Annotated in this window: 16 protein-coding genes and 2 pseudogenes; 17 read left to right on the top strand and 1 reads right to left on the bottom strand. The window is 38.9% G+C overall.

Features of this window, described 5'->3' with window-relative positions; translation table 11 throughout:
• From LMF89_RS16480 to LMF89_RS16460, 5 genes are all read left to right on the top strand, one after another.
• Window positions 1-444: a 4Fe-4S binding protein gene (locus LMF89_RS16480; protein ID WP_007956727.1), complete on the top strand. Its 444-nt coding sequence runs from the start codon at window positions 1-3 to the stop codon at window positions 442-444.
• On the top strand, window positions 441-719 hold the full coding sequence (locus LMF89_RS16475; protein WP_007956726.1) for a (2Fe-2S)-binding protein: 279 nt from the start codon (window positions 441-443) through the stop codon (window positions 717-719). Before LMF89_RS16480 ends, LMF89_RS16475 begins: the two co-directional genes overlap by 4 nt.
• Window positions 712-1860, top strand: a complete 1149-nt coding sequence (locus LMF89_RS16470) for an NAD(P)/FAD-dependent oxidoreductase (RefSeq protein ID WP_229536051.1) — start codon at window positions 712-714, stop codon at window positions 1858-1860. Before LMF89_RS16475 ends, LMF89_RS16470 begins: the two co-directional genes overlap by 8 nt.
• Window positions 1861-1907: 47 nt before the next feature.
• Window positions 1908-3455, top strand: coding sequence for an L-glutamate gamma-semialdehyde dehydrogenase (gene pruA / locus LMF89_RS16465; RefSeq protein WP_229536050.1), 1548 nt, complete (start codon window positions 1908-1910; stop codon window positions 3453-3455).
• Between the two features lie 312 nt (window positions 3456-3767).
• Entirely contained in the window at window positions 3768-4937 is a 1170-nt protein-coding gene (locus tag LMF89_RS16460; protein WP_229536049.1) for an ABC transporter substrate-binding protein, read from the top strand.
• Between the two features lie 85 nt (window positions 4938-5022).
• Here LMF89_RS16460 and LMF89_RS16455 read toward each other — a convergent pair whose 3' ends face one another.
• Complete coding sequence (locus LMF89_RS16455; protein ID WP_255711441.1) at window positions 5023-5523, bottom strand: DeoR/GlpR family DNA-binding transcription regulator; 501 nt, start codon at window positions 5521-5523, stop codon at window positions 5023-5025.
• Window positions 5524-5596: 73 nt separating this feature from the next.
• Here LMF89_RS16455 and LMF89_RS16450 point away from each other — a divergent pair.
• The 12 genes and pseudogenes from LMF89_RS16450 to LMF89_RS16395 all read left to right on the top strand — a co-directional run.
• A pseudogene (locus LMF89_RS16450) lies at window positions 5597-5881 on the top strand (dihydrodipicolinate synthase family protein); the annotation flags it as partial.
• Between the two features lie 327 nt (window positions 5882-6208).
• Entirely contained in the window at window positions 6209-6613 is a 405-nt protein-coding gene (locus LMF89_RS16445) for a sugar phosphate isomerase/epimerase family protein (RefSeq protein ID WP_229536046.1), read from the top strand.
• A 107-nt stretch (window positions 6614-6720) separates the two neighbouring features.
• The gene (locus tag LMF89_RS16440) at window positions 6721-7680 is read left to right on the top strand and encodes a D-2-hydroxyacid dehydrogenase (protein ID WP_229536045.1); all 960 of its coding nucleotides are present in this window, start codon (window positions 6721-6723) and stop codon (window positions 7678-7680) included.
• 188 nt (window positions 7681-7868) lie between these two features.
• On the top strand, window positions 7869-9026 hold the full coding sequence (locus LMF89_RS16435; protein ID WP_229536044.1) for a glycerate kinase: 1158 nt from the start codon (window positions 7869-7871) through the stop codon (window positions 9024-9026).
• Between the two features lie 282 nt (window positions 9027-9308).
• Window positions 9309-10270 (top strand): annotated as a pseudogene (locus tag LMF89_RS26300) (ABC transporter substrate-binding protein).
• A complete protein-coding gene (locus LMF89_RS25875; RefSeq protein WP_369412631.1) occupies window positions 10165-10452 on the top strand; it encodes an ABC transporter substrate-binding protein in 288 nt (95 codons plus the stop codon). The pseudogene LMF89_RS26300 and the gene LMF89_RS25875 overlap by 106 nt, the downstream one beginning before the upstream one ends.
• A 32-nt stretch (window positions 10453-10484) precedes the next feature.
• Window positions 10485-13577 carry a DUF3369 domain-containing protein gene (locus LMF89_RS16420; RefSeq protein WP_229536042.1) on the top strand — a complete coding sequence of 1031 codons (3093 nt, stop codon included), beginning with the start codon at window positions 10485-10487 and terminating at the stop codon, window positions 13575-13577.
• Between the two features lie 180 nt (window positions 13578-13757).
• Complete coding sequence (locus tag LMF89_RS16415) at window positions 13758-14168, top strand: ATP-binding protein (RefSeq protein WP_229536041.1); 411 nt, start codon at window positions 13758-13760, stop codon at window positions 14166-14168.
• Window positions 14169-14203: 35 nt separating this feature from the next.
• On the top strand, window positions 14204-14509 hold the full coding sequence (locus LMF89_RS16410; RefSeq protein ID WP_229536040.1) for an STAS domain-containing protein: 306 nt from the start codon (window positions 14204-14206) through the stop codon (window positions 14507-14509).
• Window positions 14510-14524: 15 nt separating this feature from the next.
• Window positions 14525-15577 carry a SpoIIE family protein phosphatase gene (locus LMF89_RS16405; RefSeq protein WP_229536039.1) on the top strand — a complete coding sequence of 351 codons (1053 nt, stop codon included), beginning with the start codon at window positions 14525-14527 and terminating at the stop codon, window positions 15575-15577.
• A gap of 86 nt (window positions 15578-15663) precedes the next feature.
• Window positions 15664-17394, top strand: coding sequence for a methyl-accepting chemotaxis protein (locus tag LMF89_RS16400; RefSeq protein WP_229536038.1), 1731 nt, complete (start codon window positions 15664-15666; stop codon window positions 17392-17394).
• Between the two features lie 184 nt (window positions 17395-17578).
• Window positions 17579-18766 (top strand): metallophosphoesterase, encoded by a 1188-nt coding sequence (locus LMF89_RS16395; RefSeq protein WP_229536037.1) that lies wholly within the window; start codon window positions 17579-17581, stop codon window positions 18764-18766.
• Window positions 18767-18892: the final 126 nt, after the last annotated feature.

The following is an 18892-nucleotide window of genomic DNA, read 5'->3' as shown; positions in this document are numbered from 1 at the left end:
ATGCCGTCACAGGAGCGTTTCGCGAAAGGTCCAATCGCTTTATTTGAATGTATGCAGCAAATTCCCTGTAATCCTTGTGCTGATGCTTGCCCGCGGGGTGCCATTACCGTAAAAGAAATTAATGACTGTCCTTCTTTAAATGAAGAACTTTGCAATGGCTGTGGAGTGTGTATGACTCACTGCCCTGGGTTGTCTATTTTTGTTGTTGACTATACTTATGGAAAAGATGTGGCCTTAGTTAAGATTCCCTATGAATTTTCTCCTTTGCCTGAGGCTAAGACTGTTGTTGATGCTTTAAATCGACAAGGTCAATGTATTGGCACTTCAGAAGTCATTCGAGTACAGACATCACCAAATAAAACAAATATTATTTGGCTGTCTGTGCCTCGGGAATTAGCTATGGAGGTACGCAGCATTCGCCTTAAGAAAGGAGGAAGATCATGAATCATAATGATATTATTATCTGTCGTTGTGAAGATATAACCTTAGGAGAGATTAGAGAGCAGATTGCACAGGGAAAACATACTCTGGAAGAAATAAAAAGAGCTTGCCGCTCTGGAATGGGTCCTTGCCAAGGAAGAACTTGTGCTCCTCTTATTGTGAATGAAATTGCCAAAGCCACAGGAAAGCCTGTCGCACAGATTCCTTTGCCTACGTTTCGTCCTTCTACCTCTCCCATTAAGATGGCTTCTTTGTTAGGAGGAGATAAGCATGATTAAGACTGCAGATGTTGTGGTAATTGGTGGTGGTGTTATCGGCTGTTCCACTGCCTATAACTTAGCTAAATTAGGTGCAGGTAAAGTAGTCGTATTAGAGAAGAAGTACTTAGCTAGTGGTGCCACGGGTCGCTGTGGGGCAGGTATGAGAATGCAGTGGGGAACAGAGACTAATTGTCTTTTGTCTCGTGAAAGTGTTAAGATGCTCTCCCATTTACCAGAATTGCTGAATGTGGATGTAGATATTGAATTTACCCAAAATGGTTATTTAATGCCCGCTTACTCGGAAAAAATGGCAGAGCAGTTTAAAAAGAATTTGGTACTGCAAAATTCTCTTAACATTCCTGCACGCTGGGTGACGCCAGAGGAATCTTTGGAAATTGTTCCTTTTCTAAATACAAAAGGAATGTTTGGTGCTACCTATTGTGCAGAAGATGGTCATTGTAATCCCTTTAAAGTAACAGAAGCCTACGGGCAAGCTGCCCAAAATTTAAATGTTGAGATTTATACCGATACTGAGGTGCAAGGCATTGTAACGAAGAATGGTAAAATTATTTCGGTCCGTACCAACCGGGGAGATATTCAAACAGATACGGTTGTAAATGCGGCAGGAGGGTATGCAAAAACCGTTGGACGTATGGTCGGCGTTGAGCTTCCTATTTTCCCAGAACGTCATGAAATTTTGGTAACAGAACCAGTGGAGCCTACTATGGGACCCATGGTGATGAGTTTTTATCATAATTTATATTGTCAGCAAAGTCCTCATGGTAGTTTTATTATGGGAATTGGTCATCCAAATGAACCGGAAAGCTATAATATAAAATCCAGTTGGCAGTTTTTACGAGATATGGCGCAGCGACTTGTGGAAATCCTGCCGCCTTTAGCAGGTCTAAATGTAGTTCGGCAATGGGCGGGATTATATGATATGTGCCCTGACCGCACACCGATATTAGGCAGCAGTCCTGCTCTCAATCGTTTCTTCACTGCTGCAGGCTTTAGTGGTCATGGTTTCATGATTTCGCCTATCACAGGTCAATTAATGGCAGAGATGGTAGTGGGAAAACCTACGGCCTTTCCTATCCAAATGTTTGATGCTGGGCGGTTTGAACGCGGAGAGTTATTTGTAGAGCCATCCGTTGTGTGAGTCAATATATATCATTACATTTAAAATACGAAAGTGAGGAATTTAAAATGATTACAGAATACAAAAATGAACCTTTTACTAACTTTGGTCTTCCAGAAAACAAGGCTGCTATGGAGAAGGCATTGGCTGCGGTACAGTTGGAGAAAGCTGCTCATTATCCACTCATTATCGGCGGAGAAACTGTCGATACAGAAGCGCGCATTACGTCGATCAATCCTTCCAAAACATCTGACATTGTTGGTACCGTTGCTCGGGCCAATATAGATTTAGCTGAAAAAGCGGTGCAGGCAGCCAATAAAGCCTTTGCTTCATGGCAGTATGTAGACCCCGCGGAACGATCTTTGTATTTGTTTAAAGCTTCTGCTGTTTTACGCCGACGTAAATTTGAGTTTTCTGCTTGGTTAGTGGAAGAGGCAGGGAAAACTTGGGCGGAAGCGGATGCCGATACTGCAGAAGCAATCGATTTTATGGAATACTATGCTCGCCAAATGGATAAGTATGCAAAAGGCATGGAAGTAACACCTTATCCTGGAGAACAAAATGAGTGTGCCTATATTCCTCTCGGTGTTGGTGTTGTAATTCCGCCATGGAATTTTCCCTTAGCCATTTTAGCAGGGATGACAGCAGCAGCTATTGTAGCTGGCAATACGGTGATTATGAAGCCTGCAAGCTCAACGCCTGTAATTGCTGCTAAATTTATGCAGTTGTGGGAAGAAGTCTCTTTACCTGCTGGTGTTGTAAATTATCTTCCAGGCAGTGGTGGAACGATTGGCGATTATTTGGTATCCCACGCTCAAGTGCGCTTTATCAATTTTACAGGTTCTAAAGAAGTCGGACTTCGCATTAATAAGTTAGCTGCTGATTTGTCTCCAGGGCAGAAATGGATTAAAAGAGTCGTAGCTGAAATGGGCGGTAAAGATTCTATTGTTGTAGACAGTGAAGCTGATCTTGAAGAAGCAGCTGCTGGAATTGTTGCATCTGCCTTTGGCTTCCAGGGACAAAAATGTTCTGCTTGCTCTCGTGCTATTATCGTGAGAGACGTATATGATGCAGTACTTGCAAAGGTAGTCGAAAAGACGAAGGCTCTTAAGATTGGTGCTGCCAGCAGCCCTGAAAGTAATATTGGTCCTGTAATTGATGAAAACTCTTATAAAAAGATTTTAAGCTATATCGAAATTGGCAAAACAGAAGGGAAACTAGAGTGCGGTGGATCTACGGCTGGTGAACAAGGCTACTTTATTGAGCCAACTGTATTTTCAGGGATTTCTCCCGAGGCCCGTATTTCCCAGGAAGAGATATTTGGACCTGTGCTTGCGGTAATCCCTGCTGATGACTTTGACCATGCTCTTGCTATTGCCAATGGCACTGAATATGGTCTCACTGGTGCTGTGTATTCAAAGAGCCGTGCTAAACTAGAAAAGGCTCGCCGCGAATTTCATGTAGGCAATCTATATTTTAACCGTAAGTGCACAGGTGCTTTAGTCGGTGTTCATCCTTTTGGCGGTTTTAACTTATCTGGTACCGATTCTAAAGCTGGTGGTGCTGATTATTTATTATTGTTTTTACAGGCAAAATCAATTTGTGAAAAACTATAAATTAAAGGTCATATACCGTTGTAGCAATTTGTAATGTGAGGTAAAGATCGTTACTGATTTCACAATACAAAGAAAGAAAATATACTATAAATGTTCAAAAAAATATAAAATGTTTTTTTGAAAAAAACACTTGTCAAGTCGGAGAACGCACGGTATAATAAAAAACAAATATAAGATTAAAGCAAAGGTGCTTTAAACAGAGAGTATTCTCTTCTGTTTGAAGCACCTTTTTCGATATTTTGGTGGGGGTGGTAGGGAAGACGGTAAGGTGTAGAAAACTTCGAAATAATATAATTAATAAGGGGGATTATTGTGTTTAGAAAAATGAATGCTAAATGGTTATCTTTATTCACTGTTGTCATATTGGTTGCTGGATTGGTAGCTGGCTGTGGTGGAAGCGCTAGCAAAGATATTAAAATTGGTGTTGTATATGAATTGACAGGAAATACTGCATCCTTTGGTACAGCTGCTGCCAATGGCGCTAAGCTAGCATTTAAAGAAATTAATGCTAATGGTGGCGTTTTGGGCAAACAAATCCAAATCGCAGTTGCCGATAACAAAGGTGAACCATCTGAATCCTCTAATGCAATGACAAAAGTTATTTCTCAAGATAAAGTAATTGCTGTTACTGGTTTTACTACCAGCTCTAACGGTATCGCAGGTTCAACCGTTGCTGAAGCGAATAAAATCCCATTTGTCGCCGCTGCAACAACGAATCCTAAAGTAACCTTAGATGAGAATACTGGAAAAGTTAAAAACTATACCTTCCGCGTATGTTTTATTGATCCTTTTCAAGGTACTGTAGGAGCAAATTTCGTATTGAACTCTCTTAAAGCTAAAAATGCTGCTGTCATGATTGATAACTCTAGCGATTATAGCAAAGGCTTATCTAAATTCTTTAAAGATGCTTTTACTAAGGGCGGCGGTAGCATAGCTATCGAAGAAGCTTATTTACAAAATGACCAGGATTTCAAAACACTGTTAACAAAAATTAAAGCTACTAACCCAGATGTAATTTATGTGCCTGGCTATTACGGCGAAGTAGGAAAGATCATAAAACAGGCTCGTGAAATTGGTATCACCGCACCATTTGTTGGCGGCGATGGCTGGGATTCTCCTAAACTGGCTGAAATCGGTGGACCAGATGCTCTTAATAATACGTACTTTACGAATCACTATTCTGTAGAAGATAACAGTCCTAAATCAAAAGCATTCCTTGATGCTTTCCAAAAAGAATATGGTCAAGTGCCAGATGCAATGGCTGTCCTAGGTTATGATGCAGCTTATGCTTTAGTAGATGCCATTAAACGGGCTAACAGCACGGATTCTGAAAAAATTCGTGAAGCACTTGCCAATACAAAAGATTTCCAAGGTGTAACTGGTTCCTTAACATTAAATGATACCCATGATGCAATAAAAAGCGCTGTAATTATTGAAATGAAAAATGGTAAACAAGTGTATAAAGAAACTGTAAAACCTTAATAAGAACCAATAAAGAAACTGCCAGGGATTTTATTCCCTGGCAGTTTCTTTATTGGTTCTATTCCCATTCATGCAAGTCAATTCCCTAAGGAGCAATCAATGTAATATGGTTGTTGCTAAAGAAGTCAGTATATTCATCATCTGGTTTTTGATTGGTTACAAATACTTGTATATCTTTTAAGTCGTAATATGTTATTAATGATACTTTACCGAGCTTCGTATCATCTGCCAATAGTATTTTTTTATCGCAGTGTTCTACGATATATTTTTTTATATCATACTCAAGAGATGAGGAATTGGTTATTCCTTTTGCAATTGAGATCCCGGTTGTGGCTAAAAAGGCTTTAGAGATATTGTATTTTTTCAAGGAGCTTACTGCTCCTGAATCAACAAAAGAATTCGTTCGCCTAAATAGTGTTCCCCCTGTAGAAATCACATTTAAGTTTTGATAAGGGAGAGCTTTTAATATTACATGTAAATTATTGGTAATAATTGTTAAGTTCTTGATATCTGACAAGTAGGGTATCATGTGCATTGTAGTGGTCCCAGAGAAAATATTTTGAGACTTTCGCTCGCGCTGTTGCAAACACCCTTGTCTTTGAAGGACCTAAAATGATTAGAACGGGAGCAAATGGTCCTGAAATGGCTTAGTTTATGGTGGTGTAGGATGCGTTGCTGCTACTGCCAACATTGCTCCAAAGTTAGTGGTGCAAATTTACGATACATTTATGGCTGGTGATATACAAGGATCACTGGAAGCTCAATATAAGCTTGCTCCACTGCGGGTAGCTATGGGACTTGGCAGTTGGCCAGTGGTAACCAAAGATGCAATGAATCTCATTGGTTTTCAGGCTGGTGAACCGATTAAGCCAAATACCAGTTGCTCCGAGGTCAATATGACTAAGTTGAAAAATATTTTGGCAAATATGGGATTACTCAAATAAAAAATGGAGGTATTTACAAATGATTGAATCCATGAAAAAATACATGCAAGTCGGAATTGTAAATTTTATGGCCTATCGTCCACCATAAAAGGAGAAGGTCCAATACTCGAAGCCACCAAAAAGATTGCCAACGATGATTATTTTGATGCCATTGAACTGACTTGGATAAAAGACAAAGACACCCGCAAACAAGTGGCAGAAGCCGTCAAAACCGCTGGCTTAACGGTGGGTTATGGCTGCCAGCCAAGGCATCTGACAACAGGGCTTAAACATTAACTCCCTGGATGAAAAAGTACGCCTTGAAGCCCTGGCTCCCTAAAAGACGGTGTGGACGAAGCCTATGAATTAGGCGCTGTAGGTTGTGCCTTTCTTTCGGGAAAATATGAAGAAGCCAAAAAAGAAGAAGCCTTTGCTGCCCTCGTAAAATCAACCAAAGAACTATGTGCCTATGCCAAATCGAAAGGAAATCTAAAAATTATCCTCGAAGTATTTGACTATGACTTTGACAAGAAATCCTTAATCGGTCCTGCTGCTCTTGCCAAACGTTTTGCCCAAGAGATTCGAGTCGAATATGATAACTTTGGTCTCATGGTAGATCTAAGTCATATTGTCCAATTACATGAAACCGTTGAAGAAGCCATACTGCCCATTAAAGACTATATTGTTCACGCTCACATAGCCAATTGCGTAGTTGAAGATCCATCCATGGAAGGCTATGGAGACTTACTTTGAAGTAAAACCCTGGGGAGATGAAGACCCAGATCTGGTAGTTGCCAATGCAAAACGCGCTTTAAACCTAGCCTGGGCTAAACTATAAAAAAAATGGAGGAAAAACTATTATGAAAATCGTTGTATTAGATGGCTATACCCTAAATCCTGGTGACTTAAGCTGGGATGGTCTAAAAGCACTAGGTGATGTGGTGGTATATGACAGAACGCCAGCCGAAAAAACCATTGAAAGAATTGGGGACGCTCAGATTGTTTTTACCAACAAAACCGTTATCGATCAAGAAGTATTTTCTGCCTGCCCGAACATCAAATTTATTGGTGTATTGGCAACGGGTTACAATGTGGTAGATGTGGAAATTGCCAAAACCAAAGGCATACCGGTAGCCAACATTCCAACCTATGGCACCACTGCCGTATCCCAAATTACCATTGCACTCTTACTGGAAGTATGCCACCATATTGGAGAACATAGCCGAAGTGTACTAAAAGGTGACTGGACCAATTGTCAAGACTGGTGCTATTGGAACTATCCTCTCATCGAACTTGCTGGTAAAACCTTAGGTATTATCGGATTCGGCAGAATTGGTCAAGCAACCGCTAAGATTGCTCAAGCTTTGGGAATGAAAGTATTAGCTTTTGACTCCTATGAAATTGAAGAGCTAAAAAGCGATACCCTACAGTATGTAGGTCTTGATGAACTATTAGCAAACTCCGATGTGATATCCCTGCATTGTCCGTTATTTGACAGCACCAAGGGCATTGTAAACAAGAATAATATTGCCAAAATGAAAGATGGGGTTATCATTATCAATACCTCTCGAGGTCCTTTGATTGTGGAAGAAGATTTGGCAGAAGCGTTAAATAGCGGCAAATTATATGGAGCGGCATTGGATGTTGTTTCCTCCGAGCCGATTAAAGCGGATAATCCATTACTCACGGCAAAAAACTGCATTATTACGCCTCATATTGCTTGGGCACCAAAAGAATCCAGATCGAGACTAATGGATATTGCTGTAGATAATCTGGCAAAATTCTTGGCAAATACACCAGTGAATATTGTGAATAAGTAAGCGTGCTTGTTATATAAAATACATTTGCTGTGTAGAATGTTTATTTCAGTAGAGATAACAGTAAACATAGATTAATAATTGGTAAGATGATAAAATAAAGTAATAAAAATGAGAGTATGAGAATGATTTCATACTCTCATTTACATGCAGTATCAAAGATACTTAGATTGATAAAGGATGTGATGGATATGCGTATTGTTGTGGCCCCCGATTCATTTAAAGGAAGCGCGTCAGCTGTAGCTGTAGCAAATGCTATGGAGGCAGGGATATTATCCGTTTTCTCAGATGCCGAGGTAATTAAAGTACCAATAGCGGATGGAGGAGAAGGTACAATTGAAGCTCTTGTTGTAGCTACTGGTGGACAAATCATTACAGAAACTGTACTTGGACCATTAGGAAATCCACTAAGGGCTCATTGGGGGATACTTGGCGATGGGGAAACCGCTGTCATTGAGATGGCAGCTGCGTCAGGTTTGCCTTTGGTACCCCAGGACAAACGCAATCCTTGCATCACTACTACTTATGGTACAGGTGAATTAATAAAGGCGGCTCTTGATCGAGGAATTCGCAAATTAATCATTGGAATAGGCGGCAGTGCAACGAATGATGGTGGAATGGGAATGGCTTGTGCTTTAGGAGCAAAATTTCTAGATACTGTTGGCAACTCCTTGCCTAGTGGAGGAGCGGCATTACAGCAGTTAACAAAGATTGATGTCAGTCAAATGGATGCACGGTTAGCGGAAACCACGGTAGTCGTAGCCTGTGATGTTGATAACCCTTTATGCGGACCCCGGGGAGCATCGGCTGTTTATGGCCCACAAAAAGGTGCTACAATAGAAATGATTGCTGAATTAGACGCGGCATTAGCAAGATTTGCTGCGATTGCTAAGCAAGTTACAGGAAAAGATGTGACGGAATATCCAGGGGCAGGAGCTGCCGGCGGTCTTGGAGCCGGCTTACTGCTTTTTACCAATGCGAAGCTTTTGCCTGGTGTTGAGATTATACTTGAGGCGGTACGCTTTTCTGATATTGCCAGAGAAGCTGATGTTATCATAACTGGTGAAGGTTGTACTGATTTTCAAACTGCTTGCGGGAAAGCTCCAGTAGGTGTAGCGCGCATTGCTAAAGCGCACGATGTTCCTACTTTTTGTTTATCCGGTAGTTTAGGTAAGGGATATGAAGAAGTATATTCTTGTGGCATTAGTGGCTTAATGAGCATTATCCCTTCACCCCTGAATTTAGCTGATTGCATGACAAATGCTCCTGAATTGATAGAAGCAGCAGCAGAACGATTATGTCACATCATAAAAAGGAGCATGGAGTTGGGGATAAAAGTAAAGAAATAAGGAAATAGAGTAAAGCTCATATCTCAAACGGGGATATGAGCTTTACTCTATTCTGTGGTATTCCAAGTTGTTTTTAGTGTAGCATGTAAGATGGTGATTTGTGACATGAGAAATAGAGTAGAAGTATAATGGCTTAAAGAACAAGTCTTTTCTAATAATAAACAAAAAATTGACAAATTTAGCAAGGAATTAGGAAGATCCTTGTGGAACCAAATCATATATATTTTTGTAATCGTGTAATTTATTGGCAGTGACTAATGGATAGGAAAGGAGTTAATTGTCATGGGCAGCAAACTGATTGTTAGTATTTTTATTATAGGGTTTGTTTTGCTTGGCAGCGGGTGTAGCAGTAATACGATTGGGCAGCAGAGTAAGACGGATGACATTATCATTGCCAGTGCCAATCCTATGACCGGCAACTCTAAAGAGTTTGGCAGCATGAAAGTAAAAGCCATTCAATTAGCCTTAGAAGAAGCAAATGCAGCTGGCGGCATTCAAGGCAGAAATATTAAGTTATTGGCGGGGGATGATGCCAGTTCACCAAAAGAAGCTCATAATTTGGCAGAAAAAATAGCAACAAACCAAGCTGTAGTAGCAGTGCTTGGTCACTGGAATAGTGCTAGTACTATGGTGCTAGAAACGTATATAATGGTGCAGGGATTCCTGTAATTACGGATTCGGTAAATAAAACGATAACAGATGGTACAACACCCTATGTGTTTAGGGTCATACCAACGGATAAGGCAGAAGCAGAAGGACTGGGAGAATATTCTTTTTATCAGCTAGGCTTAAAAAAAATGGCGATTATTTACGTCAATAATGATTACGGTAAGGGAATGAAAGACTATTTTCGTGAGAAAATGCAGCGCATTGGCGGTGAAATTACAGCGATTGAAATTTTTTCTGAAGGACGAACTACTGACTTTACCTCTGAACTGTATAAAATAAAGTATTCAAAACCCGATGGGATTTTTATAGCGGGATATTCTTCGGAAGCAGCATTCGTTGCTCGTCAAGCGAGAGGGATCGGGATAGACCTTCCCATCATCGGTACAGATGGAATTAGCTCAGAAGAATTTGTTTTGCTAGGTAAAGAAGCGGTGGAAGGCGTCCGTTTTAATGGTTTTTTTATAATGGTATACAGGAAAATGGATCTGAAGAATTCACAAAGTGTTTTCAGGATCGATATCATAAAGAACCTGACAGTTACGCAGCCTTGGCTTACGATTCAGCTCAATTGTTGATTCAGGCGATGAAAAAGAATGGTGCTAGCCGTGAGGGGATTTATGATTATCTTAGTAAGGTGGAAAATTATCCCGGTGTTACAGGGCGTATTACTTTTGATCAGCATCATGATGTGAAAAGAAAAATGATGATCTTGACGATTCGAAATGGAAAGATTGTCAAGGACGATATACAGCCTTAAGGGAGCCGATCGTGGAGAGGAGGATACATAGCATGAAGATTCGTTCTCAGCTACTTTTAGTAATGGTGGTAGCATTATTCCTGATGACTTCACTCGTTACTGGTGTGCAGATGTATACTGCTTACATCCAAGAGAAAGAAAGTATGCAAGGAATTCTACAAAATCAGGCTACGCAATTTAGTAACCAAGTGGAAATGTGGTTTACTCTTATAAAACAAGGCGGTCACCTTTTTGTAAGTGAATATTTTGTTCAAAATGCAAGTCAGAAAGAAATGCAAAAACTTTTGGGAAATATGCATAATGAACTAAATGCTTTTGATGATCTTATTGTAGCAAAGCCAAATGGGGAAATCACTAATATCTATCCTCATAATCCCAGTGCAATTGGAAAAAGCATGGCGGGTTACAATTATTTCCAAGATACTATTACATCGAGAACTTCCCAAATTAGTAAGATATTGATTAGCCCTACGACTGGGAAACCTGTTATTGTCATTACCCAGCCGATCATAAAAGAGAGTGGGGAGTTAACAGACGTATTATTGCAAAATATTAAGTTGGATGTATTAGAGGATATGAGTGAAGATGCAAAGATTGGTCAAACGGGTCAAACACTTGTTTTCACTTCTGATGGAAAAGTAATTGTACCGCAACATAGTGAAACTGCGGGGCATATTTCCTATATTCCAAGTGAGCTTACTGATTTATTTAAAAAAGATTTACGTAGTATAAGGCAGTTTACTAGAGATAATGGAGAGGCAGTAATGGTTGCCACTAATCGTGTAAAAACTCCAGGCTGGGGCATTGCTGTTACTATTACACAAAAAGAAGTATTACAAGGTTTCTATGATAGTATTAAATATGGTATAGTCACCTTCTGTATTATATTTTTGTTGCTTTCTTTTGTTTCTCTCTTGATTTTCAATAAGTTATTTCGTTCGATTACTACGGTAACAAGGCATTTTACGAGTATTAATGAGGGGAATTTTGCTTCTGCAAAAATCAGTGAAGAGGTAATTCGCTCTGCTCCTCAAGAATTGCAAGAACTTTGTACAACTTTCAATACGATGTCACAAACGATTCAAAATAATATGGATGTAATACAGAAAACAAACAAAGAGTTGATGGTCAGCGAAGAGCGCTGGCAGCTGGCATTGCAGGGGAATAATGAGGGGATTTGGGATTGGGATATAAAAACCGACCAAACTTTCTTCTCCGCCAGAGTAATGCAAATGTTTGGGTATGATGATGTAGAAGTATTTAAGAGTATGGAGGAATGGCGCAAACGAATCCATCCAAATGATTCTGAAAAGATTGAGCAATTTCTGCAGGATTATCTTGCGAAAAAAGCAGACTTTTTTCGTGGGGAATATCGTTTTTGCTGCAAGGATTATAGCTTTAAATGGGCATTTGTTAGCGGGCAAGCAGTCTGGGATGAACAGTGTGTGCCATTGCGGGTTGTTGGCTCGATCAGTGACATCACACAGCGTAAGATAGCTGAGGAAGCGCTGCGTCAAGTCCATGAGCAGCTAGAGATTAAAGTGGAACGCAGAACGGAAGCTTTGCTCGCTATGAACGAAGAGTTACAAACTGTAAATAAACAGTTACAGTTTACTGTAGAGAATTTGCAACAAACCCAGGCGCAGCTAGTGCATGCGGAGAAGATGGCTTCTCTTGGCAGCTTAGTTGCCGGAATTGCCCATGAAATTAATACGCCAGTAGGAGTGGGGGCTAAGGCGATAGAGTTTATCAGTGCTTATTCAGCAAGTGAAGGGCGAAATTTATTAATAGAGAATCCGGATGTAGCTGTGATATTGCTGGACGTGGTCATGGAAGAAGAAAATTCAGGCTTGCAGTTGGCTCGCTATATTCGCAATGAATTACAGAATCATTTAGTTAGGATCATTCTGCGGACTGGTCAGCCTGGTCAGGCTCCGGAACATGATGTGGTGGTAGAATATGATATTAATGATTATAAGGAAAAAACAGAACTAACATCGCAAAAGCTGCATACTACCTTAGTAACAACCCTGCGTTCTTTTCGGGATTTGAGTATTATTGATATGAATCGCCGCAGTTTAAAGCAAATCATTGATTCATCAGCTACTATTTTTCAGCTTCAATCGATGACAAAATTTGCTTCCGCGGTATTATCACAACTGGTGGCGATTCTACACCTGAATCCTAATGCATTGTATTGCCATGCATCCGCCTTTGCCGCAACAAAAGAAGGAATAGATGATTTTTGTATACTGGCGGCAACTGGTACCTATGAAAAATTGATTGGTACTAAGCTGCAGAAAGATATAGAGACGAAAGTTGGACAAGATATTGAAGCAACTTTTCAGCAAAAGAAAAGTCTGTACTTTCCTGATCGTTTTATAATTTACTTTTGTAGTAAACAAGGCTCAGAAAATGTAATTTACTTAGATGGTGTCGCTTCTTTAAGTATCTGGGATAAGGATTTAATTGAGGTTTTTTGCACCAATGTATCAATCGCTTTCGATAATATTTATTTAAATGAAGAGGTAGAAGATGCACAAAAGGAAATTCTCTTTACATTAGGAGAGATTGCTGAAGCACGCTCTCAGGAAACAGGATATCACGTGAAAAGGGTTGCTGAAATTGCAAAATTATTAGCATTAGCTTATGGTCTTTCTCCCGAAGAAACAGAAAATTTACGATTAGCTGCTCCGATCCATGATGTCGGTAAATTGGCAATTCCAGATGCGATTTTAAATAAACCAGGTAAACTGACTCCTGAGGAATTTACTATTATGAAAAGACATTCTCCTGTGGGCTATGAAATGTTAAAAAGATCAAAGCGTTCCATATTAAAAAGTGGAGCCCTTATCGCTCATGAACATCATGAGCGATATGATGGCAGCGGATATCCACAAGGATTGGCAGGGGAAGAAATACATATTTATGGTAGAATTGTTGCATTAGCAGATGTTTTTGATGCCTTGGGGAGTGAGCGTATTTATAAAAAGGCTTGGCCATTAGATGAGATATTACGTTATATTTCCAAAGAGCGGGGAGCTCATTTTGATCCTAAACTAGTGGATCTTTTTATGAATAAATTGGATGAAATCTTGCAAATTTGTGAACAATTCCCGGATTAATAAAAAACTATCTTGGCGTTTTAAGCTAAAATCCTTTGTTTTTTATTAATTAATTAATAAATTATGGAAGGTATTTGAAAAATAAATGGCGAATTTTATCAAAACATCAGAGAAATAGATAAGTTGTTAGTAAGTTTTTAATAAAAGTGATAATTTATCAAGAATGGGGAGGTAAAAGTAATGTACTCTTTTTCCTCACTTGCAGAATTTGCGATTCTGCGGGATTCAATAAAAAGAGAATTGGTTCAAACGTGTGAAGAGGATGCCCTTCGTCTGTTTATTGCCATCAATGAAGGGGTTAATAATGCAATTTTTCATGGTAATAAGGAAGATAATACTAAAAAAGTACAGCTTATTATCGAAAGATCACCAGAAGATGTACAAATTATTATTCGCGATGAAGGCGAGGGCTTTGTAAATACAAAAGAATCTGCCGGCATGGAATTATGGGATGAAAATGGGCGAGGTCTTGATTTAATAGGTCTTTATGTAGATTCTTGCTGCTGGAATACCAAAGGCAATGAGATTACCTTAGTAAAAAAAATTAATCCTGCTTATTGTAAACCTTTTAGAACTTGTACCAGTTTATAGGATGAGGAAATTCAACATGGAGAGGGGATACACAATTGGAGATTACTACGAATATTAGTGAAAAAGAAGTTATTGTAACCTTAGCAGGAAGTATGTATGTGGAAGATGCTGCTGTATTACGAGAAAAGCTAATGGGTCTTATTGAATCTGGATATAAACAATTTATCATTAAACTGCACAATGTAGATTATATTGATAGTTCAGGCCTTGGTGTACTTGTCGCCATACAAAAGAAGGTGCTGCCCAAAGAAGGGCATGTAACTTTGACAGGTGCCAAAGGCGTTGTAAAGGAATTATTTGAATTAACAAGATTAAACAAGGTATTTACGATGCAAGCATAGTAAGGAGTTAGGTAAATGAGTGTTTCACAAGGGATTTTTAGCGGCATGTGTGATTATTGCCAGCGTTTTGATCTGTTTAACATGATCAATGATGCACTGCTATTAATTGATTTTGAAGATGGAAAAATATTATTTATAAATCAAAAGGCACTGACGTTGTATCAATATACCGAAGAAGAATTTTTGACCTTGTTTGCGGATGATATAGCAAACAGTTCAATGAGAACATTGCGAGAAAATATGGAGTTAGCTAAGACGCATAAAGAGGGGTATATTTTTACTACCAACCATATTAAAAAAGATGGAACTATTTTTAAAGTAGAAGTAAGTGCACGTTATATGACGTTACATGGAACTCCTGTTTTTGCTGCTGTTATAAGAAACCTTACTTTTGATGGAAAAATGCGGGAAGAAATTCAAATTGCTGGTCAAGTGCAGCATAGAATGCTGCCGCGAGATTTAGAAAATGAATTATTTCGTATCCGGTCGGTTTATCAGCCCCATCATTATGTTAGCGGGGATTTGTATGATTTTGTTTATGAAGAAAAATCCCAATTGCTGTTTGGCATTATGATTGATGTTATGGGACATGGTGTTGCAGCTGCACTGCAAACGAGTATCCTAAAATATCTTTTTTTAAAAGCGATTAAGAAGAACATTACAATAAATGATAGGCTGGCATGGATAAATAAAGAAGTAATGCCCTTTTTTAAAGGGGGACAATTCGCTGGTGTATTTTTATTTGAGTTTGATTTCATGTGCAATACTCTCACCTATGCAGCGGGAGGAATTAATCATTTTATCATCTTAAAAGAGCAAGGACCACACATTATAAAAACCCCCGGACTTTTCTTAGGTATTAATGAAGATGAGGTCTATGATCAGGGAAGCTATCATTTTACATCAGGTGAAAGCTTTCTATTTTTAACAGATGGATTGTTTGAGAGAATCGTCCAGCCTATGGATCATGAGCTGGATTTTTGGAGTATTCACGAATTGTCTAAAAAAATTGTTAACAGCGGTGAATGTAATGATGATGCTTCGGGTGTGGGAATTTTAATCCGCTAAAAGAGTTTTTTATAAAATGACTATTTCAAGATTGGTCAAATCTTTTCATAGTTGGAAAAATAATGATCAAAGGTGATGAGTTTAAAATGAGAATAAAATTAAAGATAGGTGCTAAAATTGCTGCTAGTTTTGCAATTGTAATTGCTTTGATTATTATTATGGCGATTAATTCATTTATTTCATTAAATCATGCAAAAAATGATTTGGAAAATATCAATCAGGCAAATGTTCGCATGGCGATTGCTGATGCGATTACGATTCAATATAAAATCACTGTATCTGATCTTCGTGCTTATGCAGCCTATGGAGATGAAGTATATTTAAACCGAATTAATAGTGATTTTGAAAAGGTTATACAGCTAGAGAACGATTTATTAGCACTTGCCAGACCTGAAAGAAAACAGGAAGTACAAACTGTAATTGATGAAACGGTGAAATATAAAAATACAATTATGGCAGAGTTTGTGCCACTTGCAAAAGAGTATAATCGGCTGATTGCGGCAGGCGATTATGGCAAAGCCCAAGAAAACAAAGTAAAATTAGCAGATTTTGCCAAGCGGATCGCACCTCAATCCCAAGGGATTGAAAAGGCCTTAGATGGCTTTGCTCAAATAAACGTTGATGCGGCAAAAGGCTTTATTAAAGAAAGTATAGGTTCTAATAATACTGTAATTATTACTTCTGGAATCATCAGTTTAGTGGTGTTAGTGTTAGGCATAGTTATTGCAATCACTTTAACCAATATGATTCGAAGACCTGTCATCAAGCTTACTGAAATTGCGCATCAATATGCAAATGGTGACTTACGTAGCCAGGTTGAAGTTGCCAGCTCAGATGAAATTGGTGAGCTGGCAGCTTCTCTGCAGGAAATGCATAAAAATTTCGTGGAAATGATTACGAACATTCGATCTGCCTCAGGACAATTAGCGAGTGCATCAGAAGAAATGGCGACCTCGACAGAAGAGGTAACTTCTTCTAGTGAAGATGTATCCAAAAATATGCAGCACTTAGCGCAAGAAGCAGATTTAGGCAATCAATCCATGTTGGAAGCATCCCAAGCGTTAGTAGAGTTATCTAGTCTCATTCAAATTGCAAAATCAAAATCGGAAAATACCATTACAAACTCCGAAAATACATTGCATGCAGCAGAAGAAGGGCGAAAAAGGGTTACTGAATCAGTGAAAAAAATGGATAATATCAAAGAGCAAACGCAAAATTCCAGTCAAGTCATTGAAGAACTTAACACTTATTCACAGCAAATTTCACAAATTACAAATACCATTACCAACTTGGCTAAGCAGACCAATCTTTTGGCTCTTAATGCGGCGATTGAGGCTGCTCGGGCGGGGGAACATGGACGGGGCTTCGCCGTTGTTGCCGAAGAAGTACGTAAGTTGGCAGAACAATCGGATCAAGGCGCTCAAGAGATTACTTCCTTAGTGAAGATGGTTACTGAAAAAACAAATCTTGCAGTGACAGCCATGGCTCAAAATGCTATTGAGGTAGATTCTGGTGTTTCTACTGTTAATGAAGCGGGAGGCGCTTTGGATAGTATTTTGCAGGCTGTGAAGCAAACCGTAACAGAAACAAAAGATATCGGTGATGTAACTTCCTCGGAAGTTGCAAGTTCCGAGCAAATCGTAAAATTAATTAATAGCCTTGCAACGATGATAGAAAGTGTTGCAGCTCATGGTGAAGAAATTGCAGCCTCTTCTGAGCAGCAGTCAGCGGCTATGCAGACTGTAGCAGCTAGTGCAGAAGAAACAAGCGCTATGGCTCATCAGTTAAGAACTTCTGTGGAGAAGTTTAAATTATAAAAGAAGTGGCGAGAGTGGTTCCAATTGAAAGAGAATAGTAAGAAGATCTTGTCGATTATAAAACTGTCTGACAAGGTCTTTTTACTGTTTTTCTAATGCTTTACGTAGAATCTAAGGATAGGAAAGAAGGGATCTCGGAAATAATGTCCTTAGATGATATAAATATATGGTTGGAGGATCATGAATGGTAATAATGTATAGTATATTAGTCGTCGTTATGCTAGCCATATTCTGGGTGAATTGGCGTTTACTAACCCAATGGTTTCTTAATGAAAATTTTTCTAGTAAAAATCGTATGTATTGGCTTATAACGGGACTTGCTTGGTTCTTTATTAACTATAATTGGTGGTTCCAGCCAGATGCCGCTTTTTTCTATCGATGGATAACCCCGGTTGTTGATTTTGCTTACGTTTGGATCATCAGCGGAGTTGTTTTACTCTGCTTTTTTCCTGTATTATTTGCCATAAGAAGGTTGCTAAATCTTACGAATGTTAAAAAGAAAACTGGTAAGATGGACGTCAGTCGTCGTACATTTTTACAAAGTGTGCTTTATGCTGCACCTGTATTATCCTTAGGAATAAGTGCTAAAGGCGTATATTCAGCAGAAAAGGAAATGGTAGTCAAGCATGTAGCGTTGCCTTTTGAAGGACTTTCTCAAGAGTTAGCAGGGTTTAAAATAGCACAAATTAGTGATACCCATTTAGGACCATTTTTTAGTCTAGAACGATTGGATGAAGTGTTACAATTGATTATAAAAGAAAAACCAAACATGGTAGTGATAACAGGAGATCTAATTGATGATTTGAATCTACTTGACGCAGCGATAATTAAACTTAGCGAATTCTGTTCCTTAATACCTTATGGTGTTTATTTCTGCTGGGGTAATCACGAATATTTTCGGGATGTTAAGCGGATTAGCAGAGCTTTGCACAATAGTCCAATCCATGTCCTGAAAAATAGTAATATTCCAGTTCAGGTAGGAGGAACCATCGTATATATATTAGGTGTTGATTATCCTTGGCCAAAAGATATTGGAGAAAAGGAACGAACACGACAACAATTTATGACAAAGGCAGAGCAGGATATACCTAAAGATGCCTTTAAAGTATTATTGGCACATCATCCCGATTTTTTGTATAATGCTTTTGCTTCGCAAATACCACTTACTCTATCAGGACATACCCATGGAGGGCAAGTTAATATCTTAGGAAAGTCCCTACTGCCGGTAAGTTATCATTATATGCGTGGGCTTTATCAGGAAAATCATTCTTATGGATATGTTAGTCCAGGAACAGGACAATGGATACCGTTTCGTCTTGGTTGTCCACCTGAAATTAGTGTATTTACTTTAACAGTTAAGAATAAAGATTAGCTGTCAGTATCCTCTTTATTGCTAAGAGAGCATTGTGTAATGTGAAGTGCAATAGAGGAAGGCTTGTAATATAGTTCGCAATAGCATTAATATTAAGGTATAATTTCATTGAGAATAGTTCATTCA

The organism is Pelosinus baikalensis (assembly GCF_020819555.1).
Classification (GTDB): domain Bacteria; phylum Bacillota; class Negativicutes; order DSM-13327; family DSM-13327; genus Pelosinus; species Pelosinus baikalensis.
This window is presented reverse-complemented; position numbering and strand designations above follow the sequence as displayed.